Here is a 22,973-nt window from a genome sequence, read left to right as displayed (position 1 = left end):
GGAGTTATCGTTGTTACAGCTGATTAAGACATTCAGGAGCCCAGTGAATCGGGAATCCATCCTGCCCTGTTAACTGGAGAACATCGTTCCAGTCGATACCCTTTTTCCCATCAGGAATATCTTGTGCTGGTTCGAAGACTTCAATTGTCAGCTTTGATGCGGGATATCGTTTAGCCAAAAACTCAACCATGCGGCTTTGAAGTCGCTGAGCAGCTTCGATACCGGCACGAGTGCCTTGTGAGTTAGCAATATCCTTATCTGCCCAGATATAAAAGTTTATATATTTTACATCCGGCGGAGGCAGTAAAAAATCAGGAACAGTAACGTTTTCAAGGCACCATGCGGAGCTGGCTGCCCAGCATGGTGTTGAAGTCGCTTCTACAACAGAAAGCGCATTCTCGATCCCTTCAGCCACTCCCAGTGTCCAGGTCGAACTACCTGAATCATAGTGAGGGTCAAACAACTGAATTGAGCCACCTGTCATATCGGCAGGAGGCTTCATCATCAGCTTTGGATTTTCTACAGGTGCCTTATCACCGTTTTTGTCTACGTATGTTCTATGGATAGTCAGAGGCCGACCTCGGGTGTCACGATAGATTGCAATCATTCCCGGATAGATAATCGATTTCTGCTTATCTTTATCCCAATAGTAGATCCGGTTATTAAAGCCTAAATCCTTTGGTAAGTGACTCAGTAAGCGGGAGATCCCACGATTACGGAGGTACAAAGCAACAGGAGTATTAGGCTTTATTTCACCGGTATAGTGATACATCACATCAAGTTTTCGCATTCGCTTTGCCACTTCCTCTCGGTCAAGAGTTTCTGTGGCACGAACTGCTGATTTATAGCGTCGTTCATTTTCAATGTCGGCGTCAGTTAACGGAGCATGCAGATCCATCCCGAAAAAATCTGAGAGAATCTTTTTGCAAGTCTGCGTTTTACTTAATTCATAATATTTCGCCAGAACATCAATTCCGTCGCAAAACTCATTTACCGGAAAGTCATTATGGATCGCACATCCGGTATAAAGGTCTTTTTGTCGGAAACGAAACTTCGATTTCCCTGCGCCAGTAAACGGGCAAGGAACCTGGCTCGGGGCTTTTGCACAAGCGTCTTTGAAAGCAGGTATTCTTTCGAATATATACTTCCAGCCAGACACTTCAGCAATTCGAGCATGAACGAGTTTAATAAAGTGTTCAGATACTTCCTGTGGTTTACGACGAAGAGCCGGGGATGCATAAGTCATGATGATCTCTCTTATCTGGCATTGTGAGTTTCTCAATGCCTTCTGCGGTGCAGAAGACAGGGAGAAACCCACAACGCAGAATTTAAGAAAGAGGGCCCGGGGGCCCTCAACATTTATGCTTCAGTCGTGAAGCCATTATTCTCAAGACGCTGTATGTAGTTATCTACAAGTAACGCAGCCTGCTGGCTATTACCCTCCGCTATAGTGACTTCGCGGAAGATTCTTTCCTGAGGGCTATCATTGCTTATAACTTCACCAACACGTCCGAAAATACGGACTTTATGCATCGCACCGACTTTTTCATGTTCTACACGGTAAGTTTTTATCTGAGTCATATTTTGCTCCTTATTCCTTCATGGAGCAAAAAGACCCACCGGGGCCTTTTTGCCCCGATTGGGTAGAGTTTATTAAGAAAGTATTTGATGAACTAGCTTACTGACTTCAATAGACAATAAAGAAGTATCATCAACTGTTACGAAAGTGTCCGTTTCAAAACCAATTATTTCATCAGTCTTAATACCAACACCAACGATTTCTATTCCATTACATTTAGCCTTTTCCATAACTTCGACGATAGTAAATTCCGATTTATTCGGATAACCATCAGTTATAAGAAAAATTATTTTCCTATCGAATTGGCTGTCAAGTAACAGATCAACAGCTGCCATTAAAGCAGATCCCGTAGGGGTATAATAACCCTTACATCCAAGAGTGAATTTCGATAGAGATTCCTCAACGCTTTGATCAAACGTTTTGATAATCTCAAATTCACTTTCCTTGAAGGGAAAAACTATATTGGAGACATGCATTTTTGACAAACTTTCAGCGGCCATCGATAAAGCAAGATCTGACTTAATGGCATGAATATATCTTTCATCATTAGCCATTGACGCTGAAATATCACGAACTAATACGAGGCCAACATGCCCTCTATTTTTAGATTCGCTTTGAGCTCTGAAGACATCACGAACTCCCATTTGTGACAGAATTAATCGATTTCCATCGAAGGTAATTCCACGCTCATGAGTTTTGTTTCGGCCACGCATTTTAACCTGCTGTAAAACAGACAAGTCGCTACCGATTGAATGACTCAGAGACAAAGCCTCATTGTAAACATTCAAATCGATAAGGAGATCAGGGATATCCCATTCAGAAGCACCGAATTCGGCTTTCACGTCATCGGATACTTTTGATGCAATACCTTCAATCTCTTTAGCCAAAGCATCGTGATAATCTTCGCTATCCTCATCACTGCTAAGAAAGGCATCCAACAAATCTGCCAGTATCTCCCATTGAGCCGATGAAAAGTTACTTTCATCTTCAACGTTAGTCGAACTGGCTTCATCTGATTCACTCTCGGAAGGGTTAATCGCATCAGTATCGTCTTCAATAATGTTATCACCCGTGGGATTGCCACCGGTGGGTTCATTATTTCCCTCGTTATCTTCAGCAAGTTCTGAAGGCTCAGAACATCCCTCTTGAGCAAGATCAGCGTTATCGGAAGTATCTGCCTGACCTTCACTATCGTCCTCAGAATCATCCTCACGACTATCAGTCGACGTAAGCGATTTATCTTCTGATTCGGTATCGGTATCGGTCTCGGATTCATCATATGCCTCCTGCTCCTCCTGCTCTGTCTGCTGCTGTTGTTCCTTTGCCTCATCCCGCAGTCTCTCTAAAAGAGCCAGGGTCTTACGAGCAAGGGATTCACAGCCCTGAGTATTTTCACAACCAAGAGCATCATGAAAAATTTCCTCAACATCAGAAATTACTGGAGAAAGTATCTTTTGGGCATAGTCAAAAAACGGATCGAGGGTTTCTTTGTGACCTACCTGCTGAAGGACTTTTACTCGCAATGAGTTAAGCAGATACCACTCAATAAATAGGACAGGATTTTCCGGACGAGAAGATATATCAGGAGTCATCCTTCCGGCTTTAACCATCAGTGCGTAAGTGGCTGCAAGCCGCCGCTTTGCATCCGGATAATCGTTACCAACCTTCTCTTCCATCTGTACATCATCGAACAGATTTATAAGCCCGGTAAGACGTTTTGCCCTGCTATAAGCTTTACGTTTCTCAGCGAGGCTCTCAAACTCTGCATTCATTCCGTCATCGAAGCGTGTAAACCCTTCAGATGACATGAGAACACTATTAAAGGCGTCACTGTAAACCTCACTGACGGTATAGCGACCATGACCAGCTTCATGACAGGTAAAACCTTCAATCAGACTGACAAAGTCATCATCGCTATAATCGCCGTTTGGTAAAACACAAACTTTATTGACAGGATCAAAATACGGTCCTTTGGTATTGTCGTCTATTACAACTCTTACATCGCCTAAGCCGCTAATGACTTTTGCTATATTCTGTAAACGCTTAATATGGCGCGGCGATGATTTAAGATCTAATTTCATAGAATACCTCTTTATAAAAAAGGGGTACTCACCCAGATGGTGAAGTACCCATCTGGGGTTTTTAATAAAGCAAACAGTTACCAGCCTTTGAGCTCGATATCAAAACCATTTTCAGCATTGTCTTCCTGTTGCGAAACTGATTTCTCAGGTTCAGCTACAGAATCAGTCTTTGAAAACGTGCTGTTTTTTATATCGTTCTCTACGACAGGTTCAACCTGAAACACATTTGTTGAATCTAAAATAGCTTCAATACCTGTGTTCTGTAGCGCGTTCGGTTCTGTTTGTGAGCTTTGATTAAATGATCTGGTAATAGATTCCAACCAGTCAGTAACCTTTTGCTCTCCTGAAATAATACGCTTTAACATTGAAGCATCACTCATGAAATAAAACCACTGCTGTAACACCGCAACGTCGCGAGGTTCAGAAATGGCACCTTTAGGTAAATTATTCATTATGTGTTTTATAGCTTCTGCAAGTACTGCCGCCTCTTTATGTATAAACATGAAGCTAATGATCTTATTTTGCATTTGCTTCAGTCGGTCAATAGTACTTGAGCGCAAATTATTATTTTTACTAATTTTTTCATAAACCCTCATTGCTTCTTCTGCCAGATCTGTTATCAATTGTTCCTGATAGTAGTCCTGGGTTTCATCACCTTCAACGCTAATAGGCGTAAAAGGAATAAAGTGAGCAATATTAAATCTAAAGGATTTTATGAAATCATCTTTAGTTAATTTCAACTGATCAATCAAAGAAGACATTCTTGGGCTTCTATTTTTTTCAGCCTCAATATGCATCTCATAATTGTCTACAACGTTTTGAATACCTGCCTGAAACTCTCGTTCAATCTCTTGGGCCCCTTCCAGAAACTCTTCCATACTGGAAACTGGTAAAATCCACATATTGCTATAGCGGATGCACAAGCGTGAGCAAAGGGTTGATATTCTGCTGGTAATCGTACTTTTGAAGCTAAGGGCTTTTATGTCAATCCAACGTACTTCGCTTTTAGATACGCTTTTTTGATCCGTAATATCATCTCCATCATAAGACAAATCGATTTTATCGGTTCGACGCGATCCTTGACAGCCACTTATTTCAATTTTTGTTATAACTGCACCTTCCAGTAAATCTGGATATGATTTTGCAAAATTCTCAGAGATTTGTTTTGCAGATACTTTGTTAAGCATTGAAGTATTTAAAGTCATGGGTTTCTCCAAAAAAAAGGGGAAACCCTCCCCAACGGGAAAGATTTCCCGATAGGGTTGATATTAAAGCTTCTCTGGTGCAATTAAAAGAATACCGGGAAACTCAGCGGCAACATCATCATTGCCCATTGCTCCCTGATACATATAACCTTTTAATTCCATTTCTTTAATTAGACCTTCCATATTTATTTTACCATCATGATAAAACAATAAAGAATAGTCGTTATTCAGTTGCATAAGTCCAGTAAAATTAGTTCCGTTTTTTGCTATAGCAATGGTAGCAGCACCATCCGTACTTAAAAACGCACTAAATTCAAGATGGGATAACTCTGAGATACAAATATCAGAGGTTTCATAACAAATCCCATCTAACTCGACTTTTTTGCTGTGAAATACTCCAGCGATTTATCCTTGTCTTCGCCAAGAGAAAGATCTATAGCTTGAAGAACAAGATCGACCACATGTAAAGGTAAAGCAGAAGCAAAAGCTATTTTGAAAGTGTCAAGAAGACTAAAGGTTTTTAACGTCATCGACGTGCCAACCCAAGCTACTAATTGACGAATATCCATCACACTGTCTTCTGTACCAGAGTCATTTACTGCAATCGCTACTCTTACGAACTTCTCAATGACCTGAAAAGGCAAAGAGCTATATCGTTTAGTAAGCACATTGGTTAAAGCAACTTTGTCGGGCTTCTCCATTTCAACTATCAAGAACCGCTTTATAAAAGCTGCATCTTGACGTTGAGAAGAAACGAACCGGCGAGCGCCTCCACTCATGTTTGTGTTTGCAGTACCAATAAATCGCGTGTAGCCATTAGCAGTTATAACCTCACCACCATTAGCACTGAGTGACCAGGGCTTACGTTCAATGGGCATGTGAAGTTTTGCTGCCGTATCAGGATCGATTTTGTCCACTTCATCCAGAAGAATGAGGTGACCATTACGAAATCCCGTTACCAAATCGCTGTGTACAAAACCTGTATTACCACCATTAAGACTGCGCTCACCTTCAAGCTCATCAACTCGAATATTGCTGTTGATCTGCTTAATTGTCAGCGGCCAATTCATCATGTGGCTAATGTACATTACCATTTCAGTCTTGCCAGAACCGGACTCACCTTTAAGACACACACTTAAATCTATATCCGGACTGATAAGCAGTTTAACCACTTGTTCAAGTATTCGGGGATTTGGTATGTAGTCTTTGTTCAGCGGAGCTCGATACGAGGTTTTAGTTTTGAAAACAGGCACAGCCATCTTTGGATCCATTTCTGGAATACCAAAAAGGTCCTTTGCTAGAACTAAAAGATACTCACCTTTATCCACATAATGTTTTAACTTTATAACATCCGGGGAAAGAAGAGCTTCTAATTTTTCATAAGCATCAGAAGATGTTTCATTTAACTTCATAGCGGCATTAGACATTTTTAACTCCGGTAAAATGCAAACACCGCCCTCTGGCAGATGTTTGCCAGTGGCATTTTATTTGAGATTCATTTGGCAAATAGTTGCCATCAGTTTCCTGATTTGAGGCACATTATAACCAAGATGATTTCCCACTATTTCAAAAGCTTCAGACATGATCCATTCAAAATGATTTTCGAATATTGGATTTATTTCTAACTTGCCAAAAGCGTTTCGTTTAGTTAACAGATCACATGAAACAAGCTCGTCAAACAACTCTAATGTGGATTTAAAAGCTTTTATGTAAACATCCATAATTTCCCTGTCAGTCCATTTAACAGCCAGTTTTTTTTCTGACATTAAATAATCCTGATCAAAGAAGATGTCCCAGCCCATATCGTCATTGCAATCATGCAAAATGATTTCATCATCATTCCTGCATTCAGCTAATTTCGTGTTTTCACTAATCGAACGATGCGAATGATAATAGAGCCATGATTTTAATTCCGCTCTAAATTCACATGCATCAAGTCCATGAGATAAACAAGTGTATTCAAATGATTTTGACATATACCACCGTGTTTCAGCTTCTAAAAGTGGATTCACTGTGATATTACCATTGTCATCTTTGAAGAATAACTTTCTCCTCAACACTAGTTCTTTAATGATTTCCAAAGACTCTTCCATAGCGGATAGAAAAACAACATACACATCCTCAGGGGTCCATTCTATTACCAGACCACCCAAATCTGGGTTATATTCTTCAACCGAATATAGATAATCTGTTTCTGCTGCAAAATTAATTGTATGCAAAATCTGATTTTTAAGTAATTTGGATTTTTCATAAAGGTGATTTTCACGCCTTTCAGAATCATAATTTATCTCAGAAATGTTACTTTCATCTGATTTAAAGTTTAATCCGGACGTGTATGCATCATTTAAATGCTCTTTGGGTGAATCAACTATTTGCGTTATTTCATCTTCATCTATATCGAATATAGAAAAAAAACTAAGTTGATTACTACTTATTGCAGTAGCCCTAAATTTTTGTTTCATGGGGACTCCAAAAGGAGAAATCCCATGAAGGGATTTCTCCCCTTTAGGGTGGGTTTAATGTCAGATCTGATTAAAGCTACTTTGTCCAAAACCTTTTAGAGGTTTAGGTATGTGAGCCAACTTACTTGTTGCTACCACTCTCATGTAGTCAAGAGGATGTTCTCTCCCTTCAATCATAATAGTATCGACAACAATATAACCGGAGACCATCAACTCATCACCCTGATTTATACCAGTGAAACAGGTTGAATACATTTCAGGCGACACCTTGATTTGAACTGAAAATTCTCTCTCAGTGATTTCACCATCAACTTCTGTCTTCATCCTATTTTTGAGCTTTATTAACAAACCTATACTCTGGTCAGTCATTTTTTTCTCCACAGCACTGATAACTATCCCGGACACTTTTACTTCATTGATATATTCAAGATATGACATTTTCCGCTCCTCGATTTGTTCAAAGAGAAGCCCCGTTAGGGTTCCCCCTTAACAGGATTAAATAAATTTATTAGTTACATACATGAACGTGCAGACTACCAAACAGGCAATTCCGGCAATATGTAACCAATTTCTTGTTGGTTTAGTTGGTGCAATCGCTAAAGAGTTCTCCAACTTCTCTGTTACAAGACGTCGATTCTCTGCTTTAGCCGCATCATCTAAATATTGAGTTTCACGCTTAGCGAGAGTCTCAATTTTCGATTTTATTGCATGGTCCCATCCTTTAGTTTCAAAAACGCTTAACTCACTAAAGGTGTGCGTCATGAGATCTTCTGGGAAACCCAGTTTTTTCATTAACGGACGAATGGTATCATACATTTTTTCTACATTTTCGTAGTGGGCCTTTACTGCGACATCAAAACGCTTACGTAAAGTTAATTTTTCACGTTTGCAAATGATGTCCGAAACCCAATTTATTAACTGCTCATTTTTGAGTTCACTGGCTTTTTCAAGTGAGTAATCCAGATTATCCACGTCAAGAAATGAATTTAATCCGTATTTTTCAAACTCCTCAACAAGATATTTATCCAGTTCAGTTAAGCTTTTAAAAAGTGGTACATCTGGGGAAGCTTTAAGAAGCTTATAAGCTCCTTCGAAATCAATTTTCTTGACCACGAGCTCCACAACATCCACATGATAATAGCTTGAATAAGCAGAAAGCTTTTCGGCCAACAAAGACACAGGCTTAAGAGACTTAAGTTCAATGATATTTGGGCCGTCCTCATTCAAAATAACAATCAGTTCATTATCACGTTCTGTATATTTCATCAGAACTTCTAAGAGCTGTTTGTTTAGCGCCTTATCCATCTCTGGAATAATTTCACTAAAGGTTTGATGAAGGGCTTTACTGCGAGCTTTATTTTTAGACATTTGGGGTCACCTATATATAGTAAGAAGGAAGAAACAAATTTTCGTTTCAACACGAAGGCAAAGCCTGTCATTCATCTCCCGTAAGCTATGAACCGCCTGATTTATACTATCTGGCATTAGAAGTACGCAACAAAAATAGCCCCAGGAGGAGCTAAATTAGTTACGGTTTGGTAAATTCAGATTGCCTTTTGCAGGCATGGGAAGTGCACCAGCGACAAAGGTGACATTTTGCCGGTGGTGTCTTACAGCTTGTTTAAGCTGGCCGCTTTTCACGGCTAAATCAACGCTTAACGCGAAAGTAACTTTAAGCAAAGTTACTCAAATTTGGGAGCTGATATTTAAGCTCATTGTTTTTATACTATAGCTTTAAGCATAAGTAAATGCCCATATCGAATTATTCTGTATAAAGTGGAGAAATTCGAATATTAGCTGCTTCTTTTATCTTTTCTTCACTGCATTCTCTTAAAAAGAAAGAAGGATCACCATACCACATTACAAAAATTTGCTTTTCTGCACGCGTAAATCCAACATAAAGCAAACGTCTTTCTTCTTCTATTGCCTCCTCCCCAACTGATCTTTTACTTGGTATCTGATCCGCATTACAACTCATTATTATTACTTTATTCCACTCAAGACCCTTTGAACCATGCAAGGTTGATAGGACTACTTTCTCTGGGCTGTATTCCTCGTCCTTCTTCCTAGGGCCTAATGACATTGCAGCAGCACGATTTATCATATTCATCCAACCAGTCTTTTCTGCCCACTGTTTACAAGTGTCTAAAGCAATTTTTGTTAAGGTTGCTGTACCTTTATTACTCCTCATCTTGATTGACGACGATTCCATCCATTTCGTAAGGTTGGCGAAACGTTTTGCTATCTCAACTTTATCAGAACTTTCCTGGGTAAAGCGCACGAAGTTTGAATGTAATGTTTTTGTTTCGAGAGAACTGTCCTCCGGGATGGCAAGGTCGCCAAAAGTAACTTTTCTTCCTCTCATACTCAATGCCACTTCATCCAAAACTGATTCCTGTTCTCCAAACAATGCCAATACTCTCTTCATTAAGCGAGGATCATTTGATTGTCGGAAAAAGGCCATAAGGCTTAACACATCGCTTGTTTCTTTTTCATCCCAGAATGATTTACCTCCGTAACGAATTACTGGCTGTTCGATCAAACTTTCTAGCTCATCCAAGTGAGCATTATTGCGGCTTAGAATTGCCCATCCATGTGGATCCTGATTTATAAGGCTTAAAATACCCTGTATCTGTTCCTCCATATCTACATATGAACGAAAAGTGACCTTTCCCCCTCCCTTTTTTGCCGAGCGTAACTCTTTGGCATAACGGTAAACATTCTTTCCTATCAGTGCTCCGGCCACCTCTAAAATTTCAGGTTCACACCTAAAGCATGTGTTTAAGTAAAATATGTTAGGTCTGAAGTGTTTTTCAAACTGTTGAAATATTTTGACTCCTCCTGAGGATCTGAAGGAGTAGATGGCCTGATCATCGTCTCCAACTATACTCGTATAGACTCCAGCTCTTGTATGCAATGCTATCCATGAGAATTGTATAGAGTCAGTATCCTGAACTTCGTCTACTATCAAATGTGTCAAATCTAACGTGCGCATTTTTCCCGAATGCATTTGACCGACAACAAATTTTGAAAGAGCATTGAGGTCCGCCACATGGTCTTTCTGGCATAACGCCTGATAGGTATTAAACAAATGGATCTGTTGTCTGTTATGCCGAACTGAAATCACATCCGTATCCATTTCTCTGCCGATAGCATCAATAACGAATTCAGCTTCAGCAAACTTCATCGTTACACCGGATTCTTTCAAAGCCCGGTGAATGACAGATCTCTGTGCTGGCCCTATCAACATCTTTCCCGGCCAGCGAATCATGTCCAGTTGCTTCTTAACGAGTCCGTGAAAAGTATCCACCAGCACCCGGTCAAGATCCTTCTTGCTCAATCGCTTTTGTAACTTTGCTGCAAGTGCGTTTGTTGCAGCGCGAGTAAAGGTCACCATCCCGATTCTTGCATATGGATACTTTTTGAGAATCGATATAACCGCTTCTATCATGGTGAACGATTTGCCTGATCCAGGCGCTGCTATCACCATATTGTTTGCGCTAGCATTCTCGATAACAGGTCTTTGCTCTTCTGTTGGCTTACCCATTTCAACCTCATTACTTCGTTTTAATAATTATACATTTTTATAAAAGCGCTTTTCTTGTGTACTGCTGGTTCTACTGGAAATCACTTTTTTTCCTTTTTTATGCAATCAGGTTGTTTGTGAAACGCGTGACTATGGAATAATGGTTCCATCTCCAAAAGACATTACAAAAAGGGCTTTAAATGAAACTTTTACGTTTAGTATCTCTGGTCTCTTCTGTCGTCATTGGTTTTTCCCTATCGGGTTGTGCCGGTGACACCGGCACTACGCCAGGCACCGCTCTGAATGCGTACAGTCACGGCCAGTACTGGCATGCTAATGCAAATGATTCTGTCGCCAAGAATGCCTATTCGTTTGCTGGTTTCGACGTTAATTTTAAGGAGCAAGAGGTTACTCCTGGAGGGGATGCCGACAACTTTCTTTCTAAGTATCTCATCAATAGTTCGATGGGCTACGTAACAGGCGGTCTAAAAGGTTTTGGGATCATGAGCCTCAGCTCTTTGTACAGTTCTTCTGACGCCGAATACATCCAGGTCAATCAATACCTAGTGTTCGTCCCCAATCCAAAAAAATTGCCTTACAATGATGAAAGTTTGGTACGTGAGGGAGCTAAGTATGTTTTTGAGCATACAAAAGCAACTCAGGCCTCATTTGGATACAACCCTGAAAAACAGAAAGCAGCTCTGGCCACATGTAAAATTGATATGGCAGTCGTCAATAAATGGAGTACCTGTGATCTGCCCTCTAAGCCTGATGCTGATGTTTTCCCTACAGATTCAATGTACAGCTTTCAGGCGATTCGCCCCGCAACAGGAACCGAAATTCCTGAGCTAAACCTTCCCGCTGGTGATTACGCTGTAATTCGTTATGTGTTCATCCCATTTAAAGGAAACGAAACAAGCGCTGATTTTTCGGGTATCATTTTCCGTTCTGATAGCCCAAATACAACAACTCCAGGGGGTGTTGCAGCCTCCATCAACGGAAAAGATTATTACCTCTTTACCGGTGAATACGGTAAAAAAGGCTTCCCAGAAAAAACATTGAAAGCCAAGTAATTAAAAAAGGGGCCTAACGGCCCCTTCTTCAATATTTCGGCAACTGCTTGCCCGTAACCGGATCCAGCGTAGTTGAACCTACCTCACATATGGCCGGTCGAGGTAAATAGCTACAATCTACATTTTCCTCTTTTATAGCCTGAGCATTTTCTTGTCTGGCCTTTATCATATTTTCTTCACCGCCCATTGCTTCCTTGGTACGTTCTGATGGAAGTTGATAGTTCTCATTCTGGAATGGTAAGTTTTCCACAATTGATTCTTCGGAGAATTTTGAATATTGATCAGGAACTTCTCCTACCTGAACTGCATCATTAATCCACTCCGTCAGATCAATTTTATCGAAATCCAGTTGCTGTATTTGCTTTATTGATAGCCCCACGCAATTAGAGGCGACAGGGTCTATTCCTAATTGCGGATAAGCTTGTTGCATAATAACGCGTGACAACATGGAATTATAACAGCACATGTCTGTTGCTTTTTTAACGCATTTCTTTGTGAAACCAACATTCAGATATTTGACGCATCGTTCCGTATCTAATGTAAAACAGGATTTTTGATTCTTATGAATAGAAGCTTCCATCTCTTTCTGGTCGCATGCTACCAACATTTCTAAAAGCATTTTAGTGACCTGATAGGCTGTATAAATCCAACCGATCACGTTTAATGCAAGCATAAAGTTTTGAACCGCAGCCGAGAAGACAACCTCTCCTCCGGTAGTAGCAACGTTCTTAAAGACAAAGTCACGAACTGTATCTGGTAGCAATTCGTAGGCTTTCTTCATTGCCATCTGCTTAAGCTGACCTATACCGAAGCTGGACATTGTTTCCTGTGCCAACTGGCCAGCACCTCCTGCCCCTCCAGAAGTTGCGGAAGACCCAACTGCCCTGCTTAGATTACCAGCGACGTTTTCATATACGCTCGTTAAGGAGCTCGTGACGTTGTTCCACATTTGCCCTACTGTTTTACCAGCTGATGCAGTCCACTCTCCGACCGCATTAGACATAGAAGCCCATGTACCTGTATCACCGCCGGTCCATTTTATTAGCTGAGCATTAACTCTGGTCCAGTTTGTGTTTCTGATCATAGATCCGGCAAGCATGATACCTTCAAGTGCTCCTGCGGTTCCCTGTGGTGCTTCGCAGCAGTCCGTCTTTGCCAGGCCATTTACAAAGCCTACTGAACGACCACACCATTCAGGTTTTCCTTCAAAGACGGAACATGAATTGGCATCGTTAGGGTCTTCGCATTTGGCTTCGCCCTGCATGTACTGAACCATGTTTGAATAAGCCGCAACTTTTCCAAAATCGTTGTTCTCTTCCTTTGGCCCAGTTTCGCATGTTCCACCTGAACATGGGATCATGCCAACACAGGCATTTGTAGAAGATTCAACCTCCCGAACTACATCCTTCCCTCTGTCACAGGTGTATTTCTGTTCATACATGTAGCAACTGTTAGTGCCCTCATCGAACCAACCCTCTGCACATGTTTGTTTATCGAGTACACATGCTGCATCATTTTTATAAGCACTACATGCATCAGGCATACTCTTTATTTCTTCATAGTTGTAACAGAGGTCCTTTCCATTAGCGTCTTTCATAATTTTTCCACTAGCGTCATAAGAGCAAATTTTGTCTTTGGCCAATGGATCACAAAAGTAGCCTTCAAGGTTTGTCTTCCAGGTAAGAAATCCTTTATCACCTTCATACAGAGGCTTTGCCAATGAAAGCACGCTTTCCGGAAGCCGTTTTGTGCCAACATCCATATCTTTAAACCGATCGAAACGGCAGAATGTATTCGGAGCTTGTACAGCATCGTAACAACCAGCTGGTTCCTGGACGTGCTTATCTTCGAGCTTCATATTTTCAAAAGTCAGCTCAACCTCAAAATACCCTTCACCCTTCCCACCAACCCATACTCTGGATGCCATTGTCACTTCTCGATCAGGCTCCTCATACACCGATTTTCTGACCTTATCAGTCACATCGTAAACCTTGTCGAGTTTCCACGATTTTTTTAACTCCCAAGATCCCTTAGGAGCCGGATAGTCACTTTCTCGATATGCACCATCTATGTGAGCAAAAATCTGCGTGCCATCAAGTGTTACCCGCATGTGGTCATCCCACTCCGCGTTAACAATCTTTGCTGAGGCCAATTTTGCATCCGGATGGAATTTTAATGTCAGTTCGTTATCATATACCCCGTCACTCCAGTAGTTGTCATCACGGCGACCAAACCATATACGCACACAATTATCGCCGCACATCGACATGTCTCCGTTTCCGCCTGAAATGTAAACAGGGACTGAAAAATCACGGGTTATCGTGCAGCTGCTGAAGTTATCTTGCTTAGGCGAGTTACAGTAGAACTCTTTGTAATCAGGATAGTGTGTGGTTACTGTTTTTTTAGAGGTCTCAACATTACAGTTCTGAAGCCAGTTTCCAGTACCAGCAACAGCATTTGTTATCTCATTTCTCCCCGCAGTAAACATGGGATCGTTAGGCTTTATAGATGATGCCGGGTTGTCCTTGTTAGCATTTACGAGGGTGCGGTAGGCAACGCCATCATAACTTTGAGCATCAAATAACTGGCTTTTCCGATTCTTTATATCGTTTACAAAGCCATCCTCATCCCCATAACGATCTGCGGCATTGAACTTAATATCGCTGTGCTTTTGCTCTGAGCTGAAAATCTCTCCGGTATTTGTTTTGGTTCCAGGAGTAGTATTGGGATTACTGCTTATACCAATGTTGCCATTAGCATCCCGAGAGAGCAGCTTTGCCCCTTCCTTGGTATAGTTTGAATTGATTGTCCCTCCAGACATACTCGGCAGTTGTACGGCGCTACCAATGGACTTTCCATCGGATGCGGCATTTTTCATGACACTTTCATTTGAGTTCCCTGCCCCATACTTTCCGAGATTAAGATTAGCGGATTCGGCTTTACCCACGTATTTCTCGGTGATCTTCCCACTGACATTCTCGCCTGAATCCGCATTCTTGTACTTCTCAACAATGTCCTGAGCACTGGTTGTCGCATTGCGATTTGCGTTAGGATTAGCAAGATTAAAGTTACTTTCGAGCTGGTCAAATATAGCGTCTGCCGCATAAATACGAGGAGTCATTACCATATTTATGAGAGAGATATAAAAAGCCCAACTCATAGTATTGGCAATCATTGATGCAATAATAGTTGAAGCTATCGTTTTTCTAAGTTTCATTATTTTTACCCTTAGAAATCAAGCGCCTGGTATATATCTGACGCAACAGTCATTGTAACGCCACAACATATAGACATAATTATCATTGCCTATTTTTTTGCGCCCACCTTTAAGGGTTGACCAGTCATGTACCGAATCACCAAGACGATGACAGCAATCCGGCCCTTTCGCCTCAGGAGTTGGGAAAAGCATTGAAAGCCGATACTGGGAACGAGGTGTAAAGTATTCCCACGTTTTCTCACACATTGCGTCTGCTCCCATCGTTCGCATCAGCATTCCCTGGCGATGTAGTTTAGTCAGAAGACGCTGGGTTATCAGTGAACTCGTCCTTACAGCGTCATCATTTGCGTAAATGTGGCCGGTTAATGGATAAAGGTTGCCATCGCATCCGGCACAAAAGTATGCAGCGAGATTATCCTTTCCTGCTGTTACTGCTACACAGTCAGCAGCGCACACCATTGAGGCAATTGGGTTTGCAAAAACTACTGCCTCTGGATTCAGGACGAGTGTAAGCAGATCACTTTCCCACATAGGGTCCACTTCGCTTATATAGGTCAGGCTGGCATCTATATAGGGTTCAGCAGTGCACTCGCCAATAATCAGTAATTTGAGCATTGTCATGATTGGGAACTCCCAAAGATGAACATCGTAAAATCCGGCTTCAGTTGCTGTCATTGGCTGATTTGTGTTGCTTTTACCAATATCAAACTGCGATTTTTGAAGCATCGTGCCTTCAAGAAAGGGGCTGCACCAGGGGCTCTTTACAACTTCTACAATCTTCACCGGCTGAAAGAAGCTCAATTGCCAACCTATTTCCGGTACGCCGTTCTGATCTGTGCAGTAGCAACCCGGACGTGAAGGAGCAGCGCCTTCTGGAGCTGCCCCTATGCCCATTATCCTCATGGGAAAAATGCAGCTCCAACAGATATTCTTAATCAAGCCCTGCCACACTCCAGCTGACTGACACATAGCCCCAGGGACTCCAGCATCTGCTGCCATAGCCATACCCGGTATAGAAAGCGAAAGCATAACTGCTACAATGAACTCTAAAAGTAACTTTTTGAATTTTTTCACCATCATGCTCACTTGGATGTAATAAATGTTGCAACACTTTCGATATAGTCGACGGCTTTGGTAAAATAACTTCTCATCTGGTCCGGATAATTTAGCGTCAGCCATGTTGCAAAGAGAGCGCCTATAATAAATCCGAGTTTCATCTTATTTTTCCTCTGAAAGATTTGGGGCTCCGATACCACGGACTTCTGCCTCGCTAAACAGGGTGATCCGGAATTTATCTTGGTCAGTAGTTATAAGCGCAGGTGTGTTTTTAATCTGAAAGCGTGAGATAATCTGTTCGTTAACTTTAAACACCTTACCGTTAAATTTTTCACGTAAATCATTTAGGTGATCCCATCCATTATCTTTTTGGATACGGGTAAACATTGGCATTACTTTTCCACTACCCAGACGTTGTCGATACTGCTGCTCAGCCCATACCAGCTGGCCCGGATTGAGTGGATCGAAAATTATCATCGTCAGGTTTTGAGGAAATCTCGAAAGTGGATTAATCAACTCACCGGCGGAAGCTATTACACGGCCCTGCTTATCTTTTACGTCCTGAGTGACCCTCACTGTAGGGTCAATTAAAAATTCTTTGTGTTCCTGGGCAGGAGGGAGGTCGACCATCCATTGATTTTTCCATGTGTCAGAAACGGCCCTTTTTTTTGCACCTTCCCAGTCATATTTTTGTGCACGTTCTTCCAGTTCTTTAATGATGCTCTTTTCTTCAACGGGATAAGTGGTACCAGCAACCGGGAAAATATCCTGATCGGGTTTTTTAGCAAGTTCTCGCTGAAAAAACTCAACGTTGAAGGAGCCTACCATTTTTGCAAAACGAGCTTGCTCCCTAGAAATAATTGTCGGTACTTGAGTTACTTGATACTGACTGAAGCTATCAGGATCAATTGTAATCAAAGGAGATTCAAATTTTCCTTTGACAATCATTTGGTTTATTGCTGCCTGTGTCTCTGGTAGCCGAGTAGTTCCTTTCTTTAGACCATTGAAAACTACACGAGCTTTATGCTCTGAGGCCGTACGTAGAAGGTCTTCCAGTACATAATCCGGCAAGCTAAATGAAGCAAAGATCGTTATTCCATTTTCAGTTGATAGTGCTTCTTCACGTGTGCTATCCATTTTTCTTTCGAAGTCAGCAGCTGTGATGCCCGAGGAACCAAACAATTTTTCGATATTTTTAGATTGTCCTCGCATGACTTCCGGCTTATTTTCCACAGCTTTCAGAGCCGCTTCATTAAGGCTGGCGTTTTCTTGAATTTCATCACGTCTTCTAATTATATCGTTGACAGCTTCAGAGTTATTACTTTGGGCCCTGATAGCCTGGGTATGGTCTATAACTGCTTGAACACTATCCGCATTCATACCGGGGACGTAACCACGGTTTATTTGCTTGCTCAGGTCCTGGTTTTTTTGGAGTGCTTCAGCTTGCGCTATGTACTTCTGCACATCTGGTGATTTTAGCGTAGCATCAAGGCTAAGAGCCCCATCTGGCTGCTGTGCACCTTTAGCCTGTGCCCCAAGCCCTTTTGCTTGCTGAGCGATTAGGTCAGCATCATGTTGATACTCAGTGCTTGCATTTGTATTACTTAAAACTGCACATAACGCAAGTCCAGGAAGTATTGGTAAATATTTTTTATTTACATTAAAAGATCGCATATGTTTTCCCAATTACTGAATTCAGCTTTACTGTTCCCCAAAAACGGGAATCCCATGAGTGATCGGTTTGCCCAATTAGGAAAACTTCGCCTTCAGGAATTATCAATTCTTTTTCAATCAAAATGGACGGAATATTGTATTTCTTCGAAATACGACGTGCATTAGCTTCAAAAAATTTGTCCCCGTTATAAACCCCATCCATTGTTACTTTAAGTTTGTCACCGCCCACACCGGCAACAATTTTTATGACTCGTTCATTTTCTGGGATAAAACGTACCGATTTCGGCATGTTAAATGCTATGAGTTCACCAGTTTTAATACTTTTATCCGAATGATCAATCATATAAAAATCAGCAGGCAGGCACCCATTCAATAAACCGTATCCAAATGTATAACGGGTGAAAAAGACACACATAACGAGAATCAGCAATAAAATATTAAGGGGGACATACCAATCCAGTATAAGCAGCCCTCTCTTTTTAGGTATGTAGTCGCTCATATTTTTCTCACTGGCACTGAAGAATATTTTTACTAGGCAGATGCACCTCTATCCAAGTAACTATTATCCATGTTTTTCAACGCTCGGAAGTCTGCAAACTAACCTAATATTCACCTATAAGAATGTTAATTCCTCAGCATGTATACGCAGCTTTGTTAGCGGCCATGAAAGATGCCTTTGGAGCAAAGTTACTTTCCGACATTAATTTTTCAAAGGTCCAATTATTGGGTATAAAAAAGCCGGGACATAATGTCCCGGCTTTATATTTAAAAATTAACTACTCACTGCTTGGTATTGATACAGTGTTTTCAGACTTACTTGCCTCTTCAGCCGGTCCGAAAACTGTCACGTGCTGTGTTGCAAAGTCTCCACTATCATCATAAGCAATTACTTTTATGTCCTGCTTACCACGGTTAAGGTTTTTAGAAAGTGTAGCCGTACTACCGAAAACGTTCCTTAATTCGCCGTTGATGAACCATTCATATCTAACCATTTTTCCATCAGTATCATCACATTTATTGGTAAAGCTCCAGCTTAGGTTGGTTTCCGTGTAGCTCAATGTACAATTAGGCACTGCGTTTTTAACGACATCAAACTCAACAGATGCTGAACCTCTCTGTCCAAGTTTACTAACAACATCAATTGTAATCTCGTATTTCTTTTCTTTTAAACCCGAGATCAGTTGAGCCCAATAATTTTTGCCGCTGGGTATTACTTCACCGTTCACCTTGTATGTGACCGTATCTATCGAGTCCGCCGAATGAGATAGCTTGATGTTTGACCTTAAGGTTACATCGAGTGGAGCTCTCATATATTTGTTAGAGAACTTGGGTGTCATCTCAACGTTCATTGGCGTTTGTTCATCGACAACAAAGGTATTTTCGATACGCTGTTCATTGTTTCGGTTATCTTTGAAAACAACCATCAATGTATATTTGCCAGGATTTTCAATTGTAAATTCTTTGGTGTCACCTTCATCTTTAGTGATTACCAGATTCTCTTTGTCGTAGATCCATTCACGGGAATAAGTAACACCAGGATAGTCTCCATCCTTAATACCGCTCAACGCAACGCGTAGGGTGGTCGGTGCCATGTCGTATTTAAGTTTGGAGCTTATTTTCATCTCGGGAAATTTATAAACCCACGATTTGACAGAAACTCTACGGGTAGAAACCGTATTCTCCTTATTGTCCGCTAACCATGCACTGTATTCAAAAGCAGCATATCCCTGTTTATCCAACATTTGCTCAGTAAGGGTAACAGACAGTGAAGAGCCCTTAAATGTCTGGCCATCCGGTGTTTTCCATTCTTCAACTACGTTATTACCATTCTGGTACTTACTGTTAGGGTTCGTGAACTTACCTTCCAAAGTAACTTTTTGACCAACCTCTACCTTTGAAACCCCCGTTACCGAGACAGAAAGGCGCTTGGGTTTTGCGGCTGCCAACCGAGCAGACGTTTCCTTCCATGAAGACTCCTCTGCCAGTTCATCGGAATCAAGGTAACGCATCCGGGCATAAATCGTAGACGGTAGGGTATCAGCTGAAGCCACAGTGTAAGTTGTATCTCCCTGCACCCAGTTGACTTTATCCTCTGACCAGAGAACCTCAGCGGTGCCTGCTGGTATAGGTTCATCGTTATCAAGCAGGGTTACAGGTATATCTGAGCCCTGAAGAATGTCTGTAACATCTATACTGAGCTTAGGCTGCTTGTAGGTAACTACCGTTAAGGCATCTGTGTAGGAAATCTTGGATGTGAATTTATTAGTCATTTTTGCCCTATAAAGCCACTTTCCTACTTCTGTCTTTTTGATACTTACACTTCTCTTTCCGGTCATGTCGGAAAGCATGGTCCAGGTTTGACCATTATCAGAGGACTGCTGCCATTCGGTGGGGGCGAGTGCATCAGAGTTAGCCGTACTGGCAGATTTGAAGCTTACCAGAGTACTAAGTGGGATCCTTCCGATAATAAGGCTTTTCGACAGGTTACCCTCCAGTTCCTCACCTTTATAGATTCGAATGCCTACAGCACTGGTCTCACGTTTCATTTCAAAATCAGAGAATGGCGATCTGACCTTAGCCACACCAACCAGACGCATATTACCCAGATCCATATTTTCAATTTTAATCTTGGTTTCGACAATGCCCGCATCATTGACCGGCAATGCTTCAGTCAGCGCAGTTCTTTCGTATGTAGTTTTATAACGGCCTGTTTCTGGATCTTTGCCGTATACACTTTTTTGAGAGTATATCGTGACGTCCCATTCTCCCATTGTTTTACGGTCAAATGCACTTTTACGTGTGGAGTTGTTATAACGCCCCACTGTTACCTTTAAGGGCACTTCAAGAGATGTGGCTGTTTTTTTGTCATCCACTTCCATCGATGCTCGAATATTGAAATCAGGCACCGTATATACGTTGAGGGTGTCTGTAGTTCTTAATTCTGGATCCTTTGAGTATTCTACAGCTATGTCAAAGACGTTCTTTGTCCACAATGGTGCAGCAGCAACCTTGACCCTTTGTACAAAGGTCGTTGCATCGTTGTTTGAGGAACGATTTTTAAATGACGTTTTGACAGCCTCAGAGCCGTTTTGAGAGACGATCATCGTAACGTCAGCTGGTACCACCTTCGCTAATATTCGAGCGGCCTCCCCCCCGGTCGTATAAGCCAGAGCAGTGTTCGGATTGATGCCTGCTATGACTTTATTCTTTTTGTAAGAGATGATCGGGTTGTATGGTAATTGTGTGGTCAGAGTACGGCGATTCCTTGCGGAAACCGCTTTAGAGCCCTTCCCGTTAATCATATAGACTTGATAGTCGAGCAGATTCTCACCTGTTTTATTAAAGAATCCAGTTAGACCCGGGGTACGTCCTTTAAAATAGAACTCCAACCCATCAGGGACATTGTTCCACTGAGGGTAGCATGCTGTAACATCTGATTTTTCCCCATACCAGGCGAGGTAAGCATTCGCATTTTCCTCTGTGGTAAACAGAGTGCATTTATCACCAGCTGTTTGACTAAGCAGGTCCGTATACTGACGTACGCGCGAGTAAAGAGTTACGTTTTTTTCCAGATTCTTAAGAGTGAATCCAGTAGGTTGATAAGTGAACACGGTACTGAAATTTACGTTTTTTCCATAAAGGTTTTCAGCCACCACAGTAATCTCGTGATCCGAATTAACTGCTAAATCGTCTCCAACCGGCAGGTAGTAAATACCTTTATAATTTGTAGGTGTTAACGAAACTACTTTGTTGTCTATTGTTACTGATTTTATGTCAGCAACCCCAGCCTGCCCCTGGAAAGCTGCAACGATAATCTCGTTCAGGAAGTATACGGGTGCTCGTTTAGTTAATACCTGCCCATCTTTGAGAACCATAAGCGTTGGGTTATCAGACAGCATCAGTTTGCTTTCAGGCTCAGTGTACGTAGAAGAGTTTTTGCTCGTATTTTCTACTGTAAAAGTCGCTGCGTAGGACCCGTTTATAAGATCCGTTAAGTCAAAGATATAGAGGTACTCATCACCGACTTTTTGAGGTCCACTTACCGGCTGTAAAGTTCTACGTAAAGGGGTTGCCCAGGACTGTTTGAAATCAATCTCAGTGCCATCATCTAAAGTCACTTTAGTCGTCGGCTTAAACACGCCATCCGGAGTCATAGTGAGCGACATAGCTGTTGGGAGCCACCATTCACCTTCTGTTTCTTGCTGGGGTACCTTAACGGCCACAGCAACGGTTTTGGCTCCGGTATAGATGTCCTGGCCACCTACTTTGATTGTTTTAGCCTCATCGGTAAAATTCCAAAGTGTATGGTCTACTACAGGAGGCCGATAATCCCAGTTAACAACAAGCTTTTTGGATTCAGGAGGTGCGAAATAATTATTCTTAGAGTTTGCTGTAATTGTGATATCACGTGAACCCAAAAGTTCATCTGTATCACTGGCCTTAATGCTTCCAACTTCAATGGTACAGGAAGTTCCGCCAATAGGTACTTCACAGGCGGAGCCTGAACCTATTGAGATGTATTGAATATAATTGCGGGGTTCAACAGAAACAGCGATATCTTTGATCGCTTCATCCTTTAAATACGATTTGAAAGAAAAGCCGTCATAGACTAATCCGTTCAGGGATGATTTAAGACCGGTGATAGTTGGTTTTACCGGTGCCACACTTTTGATTGAATATTCACCTTTTACTATTTCAACTTTTTTCCGTTCAGAACCAGAGAAGTAAGAAATCTTGTAAGGTAGTTTTAAATCACCGGTGGTGTTGGGAACGCCTGAAAGAGTGAAGCCGTTAGAAGTTAATCCCAAGGTATTGGGTAACCACTCAAAAAAACAAACGAGGTTATCAACAGAGGAAGTCGCTCGATCATCAACCGTTACATTACAGGCTGTGCCTGCACCTGAGGCAGTGATAGTGTTAGAATTAACGTATGCAACAAAGTCGCCCGGCCCCGGGTCAAAGGATACGGCTGGCAGATCAGCCTGTAGCTTTCCTGAAATCATAATCGCTTCAGCATAGACCGCTTTAATCGGAGCAATTAAAGAAAACAACAGGGCTAAACCTAAACCTGATTTTCTCATGACGAATACCTGTTTTTCT

The 22,973-nt window shown here is 41.6% G+C and carries 16 protein-coding genes; 1 reads left to right on the top strand and 15 read right to left on the bottom strand.

Translation table 11 applies throughout. From position 1 onward, the window contains the following. Window positions 1–13 precede the first annotated feature (13 nt). The 10 genes from ACLJRH_RS22145 to trhI all read right to left on the bottom strand — a co-directional run bounded on the left by ACLJRH_RS22145 (window position 14) and on the right by trhI (window position 10,874). Complete coding sequence (locus ACLJRH_RS22145; protein WP_000220379.1) at window positions 14–1,246, bottom strand: toprim domain-containing protein; 1,233 nt, start codon at window positions 1,244–1,246, stop codon at window positions 14–16. A 113-nt stretch (window positions 1,247–1,359) separates the two neighbouring features. Further along, window positions 1,360–1,581, bottom strand: coding sequence for a hypothetical protein (locus ACLJRH_RS22140; protein ID WP_000192120.1), 222 nt, complete (start codon window positions 1,579–1,581; stop codon window positions 1,360–1,362). Window positions 1,582–1,653: 72 nt separating this feature from the next. Then, the gene (locus ACLJRH_RS22135; RefSeq protein ID WP_000762700.1) at window positions 1,654–3,660 is read right to left on the bottom strand and encodes a VWA domain-containing protein; all 2,007 of its coding nucleotides are present in this window, start codon (window positions 3,658–3,660) and stop codon (window positions 1,654–1,656) included. A 77-nt stretch (window positions 3,661–3,737) separates the two neighbouring features. After that, on the bottom strand, window positions 3,738–4,865 hold the full coding sequence (locus ACLJRH_RS22130) for a DUF3150 domain-containing protein (RefSeq protein WP_001447808.1): 1,128 nt from the start codon (window positions 4,863–4,865) through the stop codon (window positions 3,738–3,740). A gap of 63 nt (window positions 4,866–4,928) precedes the next feature. Further along, the gene (locus tag ACLJRH_RS22125; RefSeq protein ID WP_001176645.1) at window positions 4,929–5,102 is read right to left on the bottom strand and encodes a hypothetical protein; all 174 of its coding nucleotides are present in this window, start codon (window positions 5,100–5,102) and stop codon (window positions 4,929–4,931) included. A gap of 131 nt (window positions 5,103–5,233) precedes the next feature. Continuing rightward, window positions 5,234–6,292: an ATP-binding protein gene (locus ACLJRH_RS22120; protein WP_000063335.1), complete on the bottom strand. Its 1,059-nt coding sequence runs from the start codon at window positions 6,290–6,292 to the stop codon at window positions 5,234–5,236. Window positions 6,293–6,349: 57 nt separating this feature from the next. After that, on the bottom strand, window positions 6,350–7,327 hold the full coding sequence (locus ACLJRH_RS22115) for a hypothetical protein (RefSeq protein WP_000810361.1): 978 nt from the start codon (window positions 7,325–7,327) through the stop codon (window positions 6,350–6,352). Window positions 7,328–7,387: 60 nt separating this feature from the next. Then, window positions 7,388–7,765, bottom strand: a complete 378-nt coding sequence (locus ACLJRH_RS22110; protein WP_000120822.1) for a hypothetical protein — start codon at window positions 7,763–7,765, stop codon at window positions 7,388–7,390. A gap of 57 nt (window positions 7,766–7,822) precedes the next feature. Further along, window positions 7,823–8,695, bottom strand: a complete 873-nt coding sequence (locus tag ACLJRH_RS22105; protein WP_000041927.1) for a hypothetical protein — start codon at window positions 8,693–8,695, stop codon at window positions 7,823–7,825. Between the two features lie 394 nt (window positions 8,696–9,089). Next, window positions 9,090–10,874: an IncHI-type conjugal transfer helicase TrhI gene (trhI, locus tag ACLJRH_RS22100; RefSeq protein WP_410958104.1), complete on the bottom strand. Its 1,785-nt coding sequence runs from the start codon at window positions 10,872–10,874 to the stop codon at window positions 9,090–9,092. Window positions 10,875–11,053: 179 nt separating this feature from the next. Here trhI and ACLJRH_RS22095 point away from each other — a divergent pair, with 179 nt between their 5' ends. Then, window positions 11,054–11,926 (top strand): hypothetical protein, encoded by an 873-nt coding sequence (locus ACLJRH_RS22095; protein WP_000771834.1) that lies wholly within the window; start codon window positions 11,054–11,056, stop codon window positions 11,924–11,926. Window positions 11,927–11,954: 28 nt separating this feature from the next. On the opposite strand, the gene trhN is transcribed toward ACLJRH_RS22095, so the two are convergent. From trhN to rsp, 5 genes are all read right to left on the bottom strand, one after another. Further along, a complete protein-coding gene (gene trhN / locus ACLJRH_RS22090; RefSeq protein WP_000776701.1) occupies window positions 11,955–15,143 on the bottom strand; it encodes an IncHI-type conjugal transfer protein TrhN in 3,189 nt (1,062 codons plus the stop codon). 18 nt (window positions 15,144–15,161) lie between these two features. After that, window positions 15,162–16,217, bottom strand: a complete 1,056-nt coding sequence (gene trhU, locus ACLJRH_RS22085; protein ID WP_181231580.1) for an IncHI-type conjugal transfer protein TrhU — start codon at window positions 16,215–16,217, stop codon at window positions 15,162–15,164. Window positions 16,218–16,361: 144 nt separating this feature from the next. Further along, on the bottom strand, window positions 16,362–17,873 hold the full coding sequence (locus ACLJRH_RS22080) for a TrbC family F-type conjugative pilus assembly protein (protein WP_001256132.1): 1,512 nt from the start codon (window positions 17,871–17,873) through the stop codon (window positions 16,362–16,364). Then, on the bottom strand, window positions 17,860–18,372 hold the full coding sequence (gene trhF / locus ACLJRH_RS22075) for an IncHI-type conjugal transfer protein TrhF (RefSeq protein ID WP_001286760.1): 513 nt from the start codon (window positions 18,370–18,372) through the stop codon (window positions 17,860–17,862). The genes ACLJRH_RS22080 and trhF overlap by 14 nt, the downstream gene beginning before the upstream one ends. A 277-nt stretch (window positions 18,373–18,649) precedes the next feature. After that, the gene (gene rsp, locus ACLJRH_RS22070; protein ID WP_001232109.1) at window positions 18,650–22,954 is read right to left on the bottom strand and encodes an IncHI-type conjugal transfer protein RSP; all 4,305 of its coding nucleotides are present in this window, start codon (window positions 22,952–22,954) and stop codon (window positions 18,650–18,652) included. Between the last annotated feature and the right edge of the window lie 19 nt (window positions 22,955–22,973).

This window comes from Salmonella sp. SAL04162, assembly GCF_046551535.1.
Taxonomy (GTDB): Bacteria; Pseudomonadota; Gammaproteobacteria; order Enterobacterales; family Enterobacteriaceae; genus Salmonella; species Salmonella enterica.
This window is presented reverse-complemented; position numbering and strand designations above follow the sequence as displayed.

Bases quoted from the DNA above. Each gene is read 5' to 3' on its own strand.
- ACLJRH_RS22135 (WP_000762700.1), bottom strand. From the start codon at position 3,660: ATGAAATTAGATCTTAAATCATCGCCGCGCCATATTAAGCGTTTACAG.
- trhI (WP_410958104.1), bottom strand. From the start codon at position 10,874: ATGGGTAAGCCAACAGAAGAGCAAAGACCTGTTATCGAGAATGCTAGC.
- ACLJRH_RS22145 (WP_000220379.1), bottom strand. From the start codon at position 1,246: ATGACTTATGCATCCCCGGCTCTTCGTCGTAAACCACAGGAAGTATCT.
- trhN (WP_000776701.1), bottom strand. From the start codon at position 15,143: ATGAAACTTAGAAAAACGATAGCTTCAACTATTATTGCATCAATGATT.
- ACLJRH_RS22130 (WP_001447808.1), bottom strand. From the start codon at position 4,865: ATGACTTTAAATACTTCAATGCTTAACAAAGTATCTGCAAAACAAATC.
- rsp (WP_001232109.1), bottom strand. From the start codon at position 22,954: ATGAGAAAATCAGGTTTAGGTTTAGCCCTGTTGTTTTCTTTAATTGCT.
- ACLJRH_RS22140 (WP_000192120.1), bottom strand. From the start codon at position 1,581: ATGACTCAGATAAAAACTTACCGTGTAGAACATGAAAAAGTCGGTGCG.
- ACLJRH_RS22095 (WP_000771834.1), top strand. From the start codon at position 11,054: ATGAAACTTTTACGTTTAGTATCTCTGGTCTCTTCTGTCGTCATTGGT.
- ACLJRH_RS22115 (WP_000810361.1), bottom strand. From the start codon at position 7,327: ATGAAACAAAAATTTAGGGCTACTGCAATAAGTAGTAATCAACTTAGT.
- ACLJRH_RS22105 (WP_000041927.1), bottom strand. From the start codon at position 8,695: ATGTCTAAAAATAAAGCTCGCAGTAAAGCCCTTCATCAAACCTTTAGT.
- trhF (WP_001286760.1), bottom strand. From the start codon at position 18,372: ATGAGCGACTACATACCTAAAAAGAGAGGGCTGCTTATACTGGATTGG.
- ACLJRH_RS22125 (WP_001176645.1), bottom strand. From the start codon at position 5,102: ATGCAACTGAATAACGACTATTCTTTATTGTTTTATCATGATGGTAAA.
- ACLJRH_RS22080 (WP_001256132.1), bottom strand. From the start codon at position 17,873: ATGCGATCTTTTAATGTAAATAAAAAATATTTACCAATACTTCCTGGA.
- ACLJRH_RS22120 (WP_000063335.1), bottom strand. From the start codon at position 6,292: ATGTCTAATGCCGCTATGAAGTTAAATGAAACATCTTCTGATGCTTAT.
- ACLJRH_RS22110 (WP_000120822.1), bottom strand. From the start codon at position 7,765: ATGTCATATCTTGAATATATCAATGAAGTAAAAGTGTCCGGGATAGTT.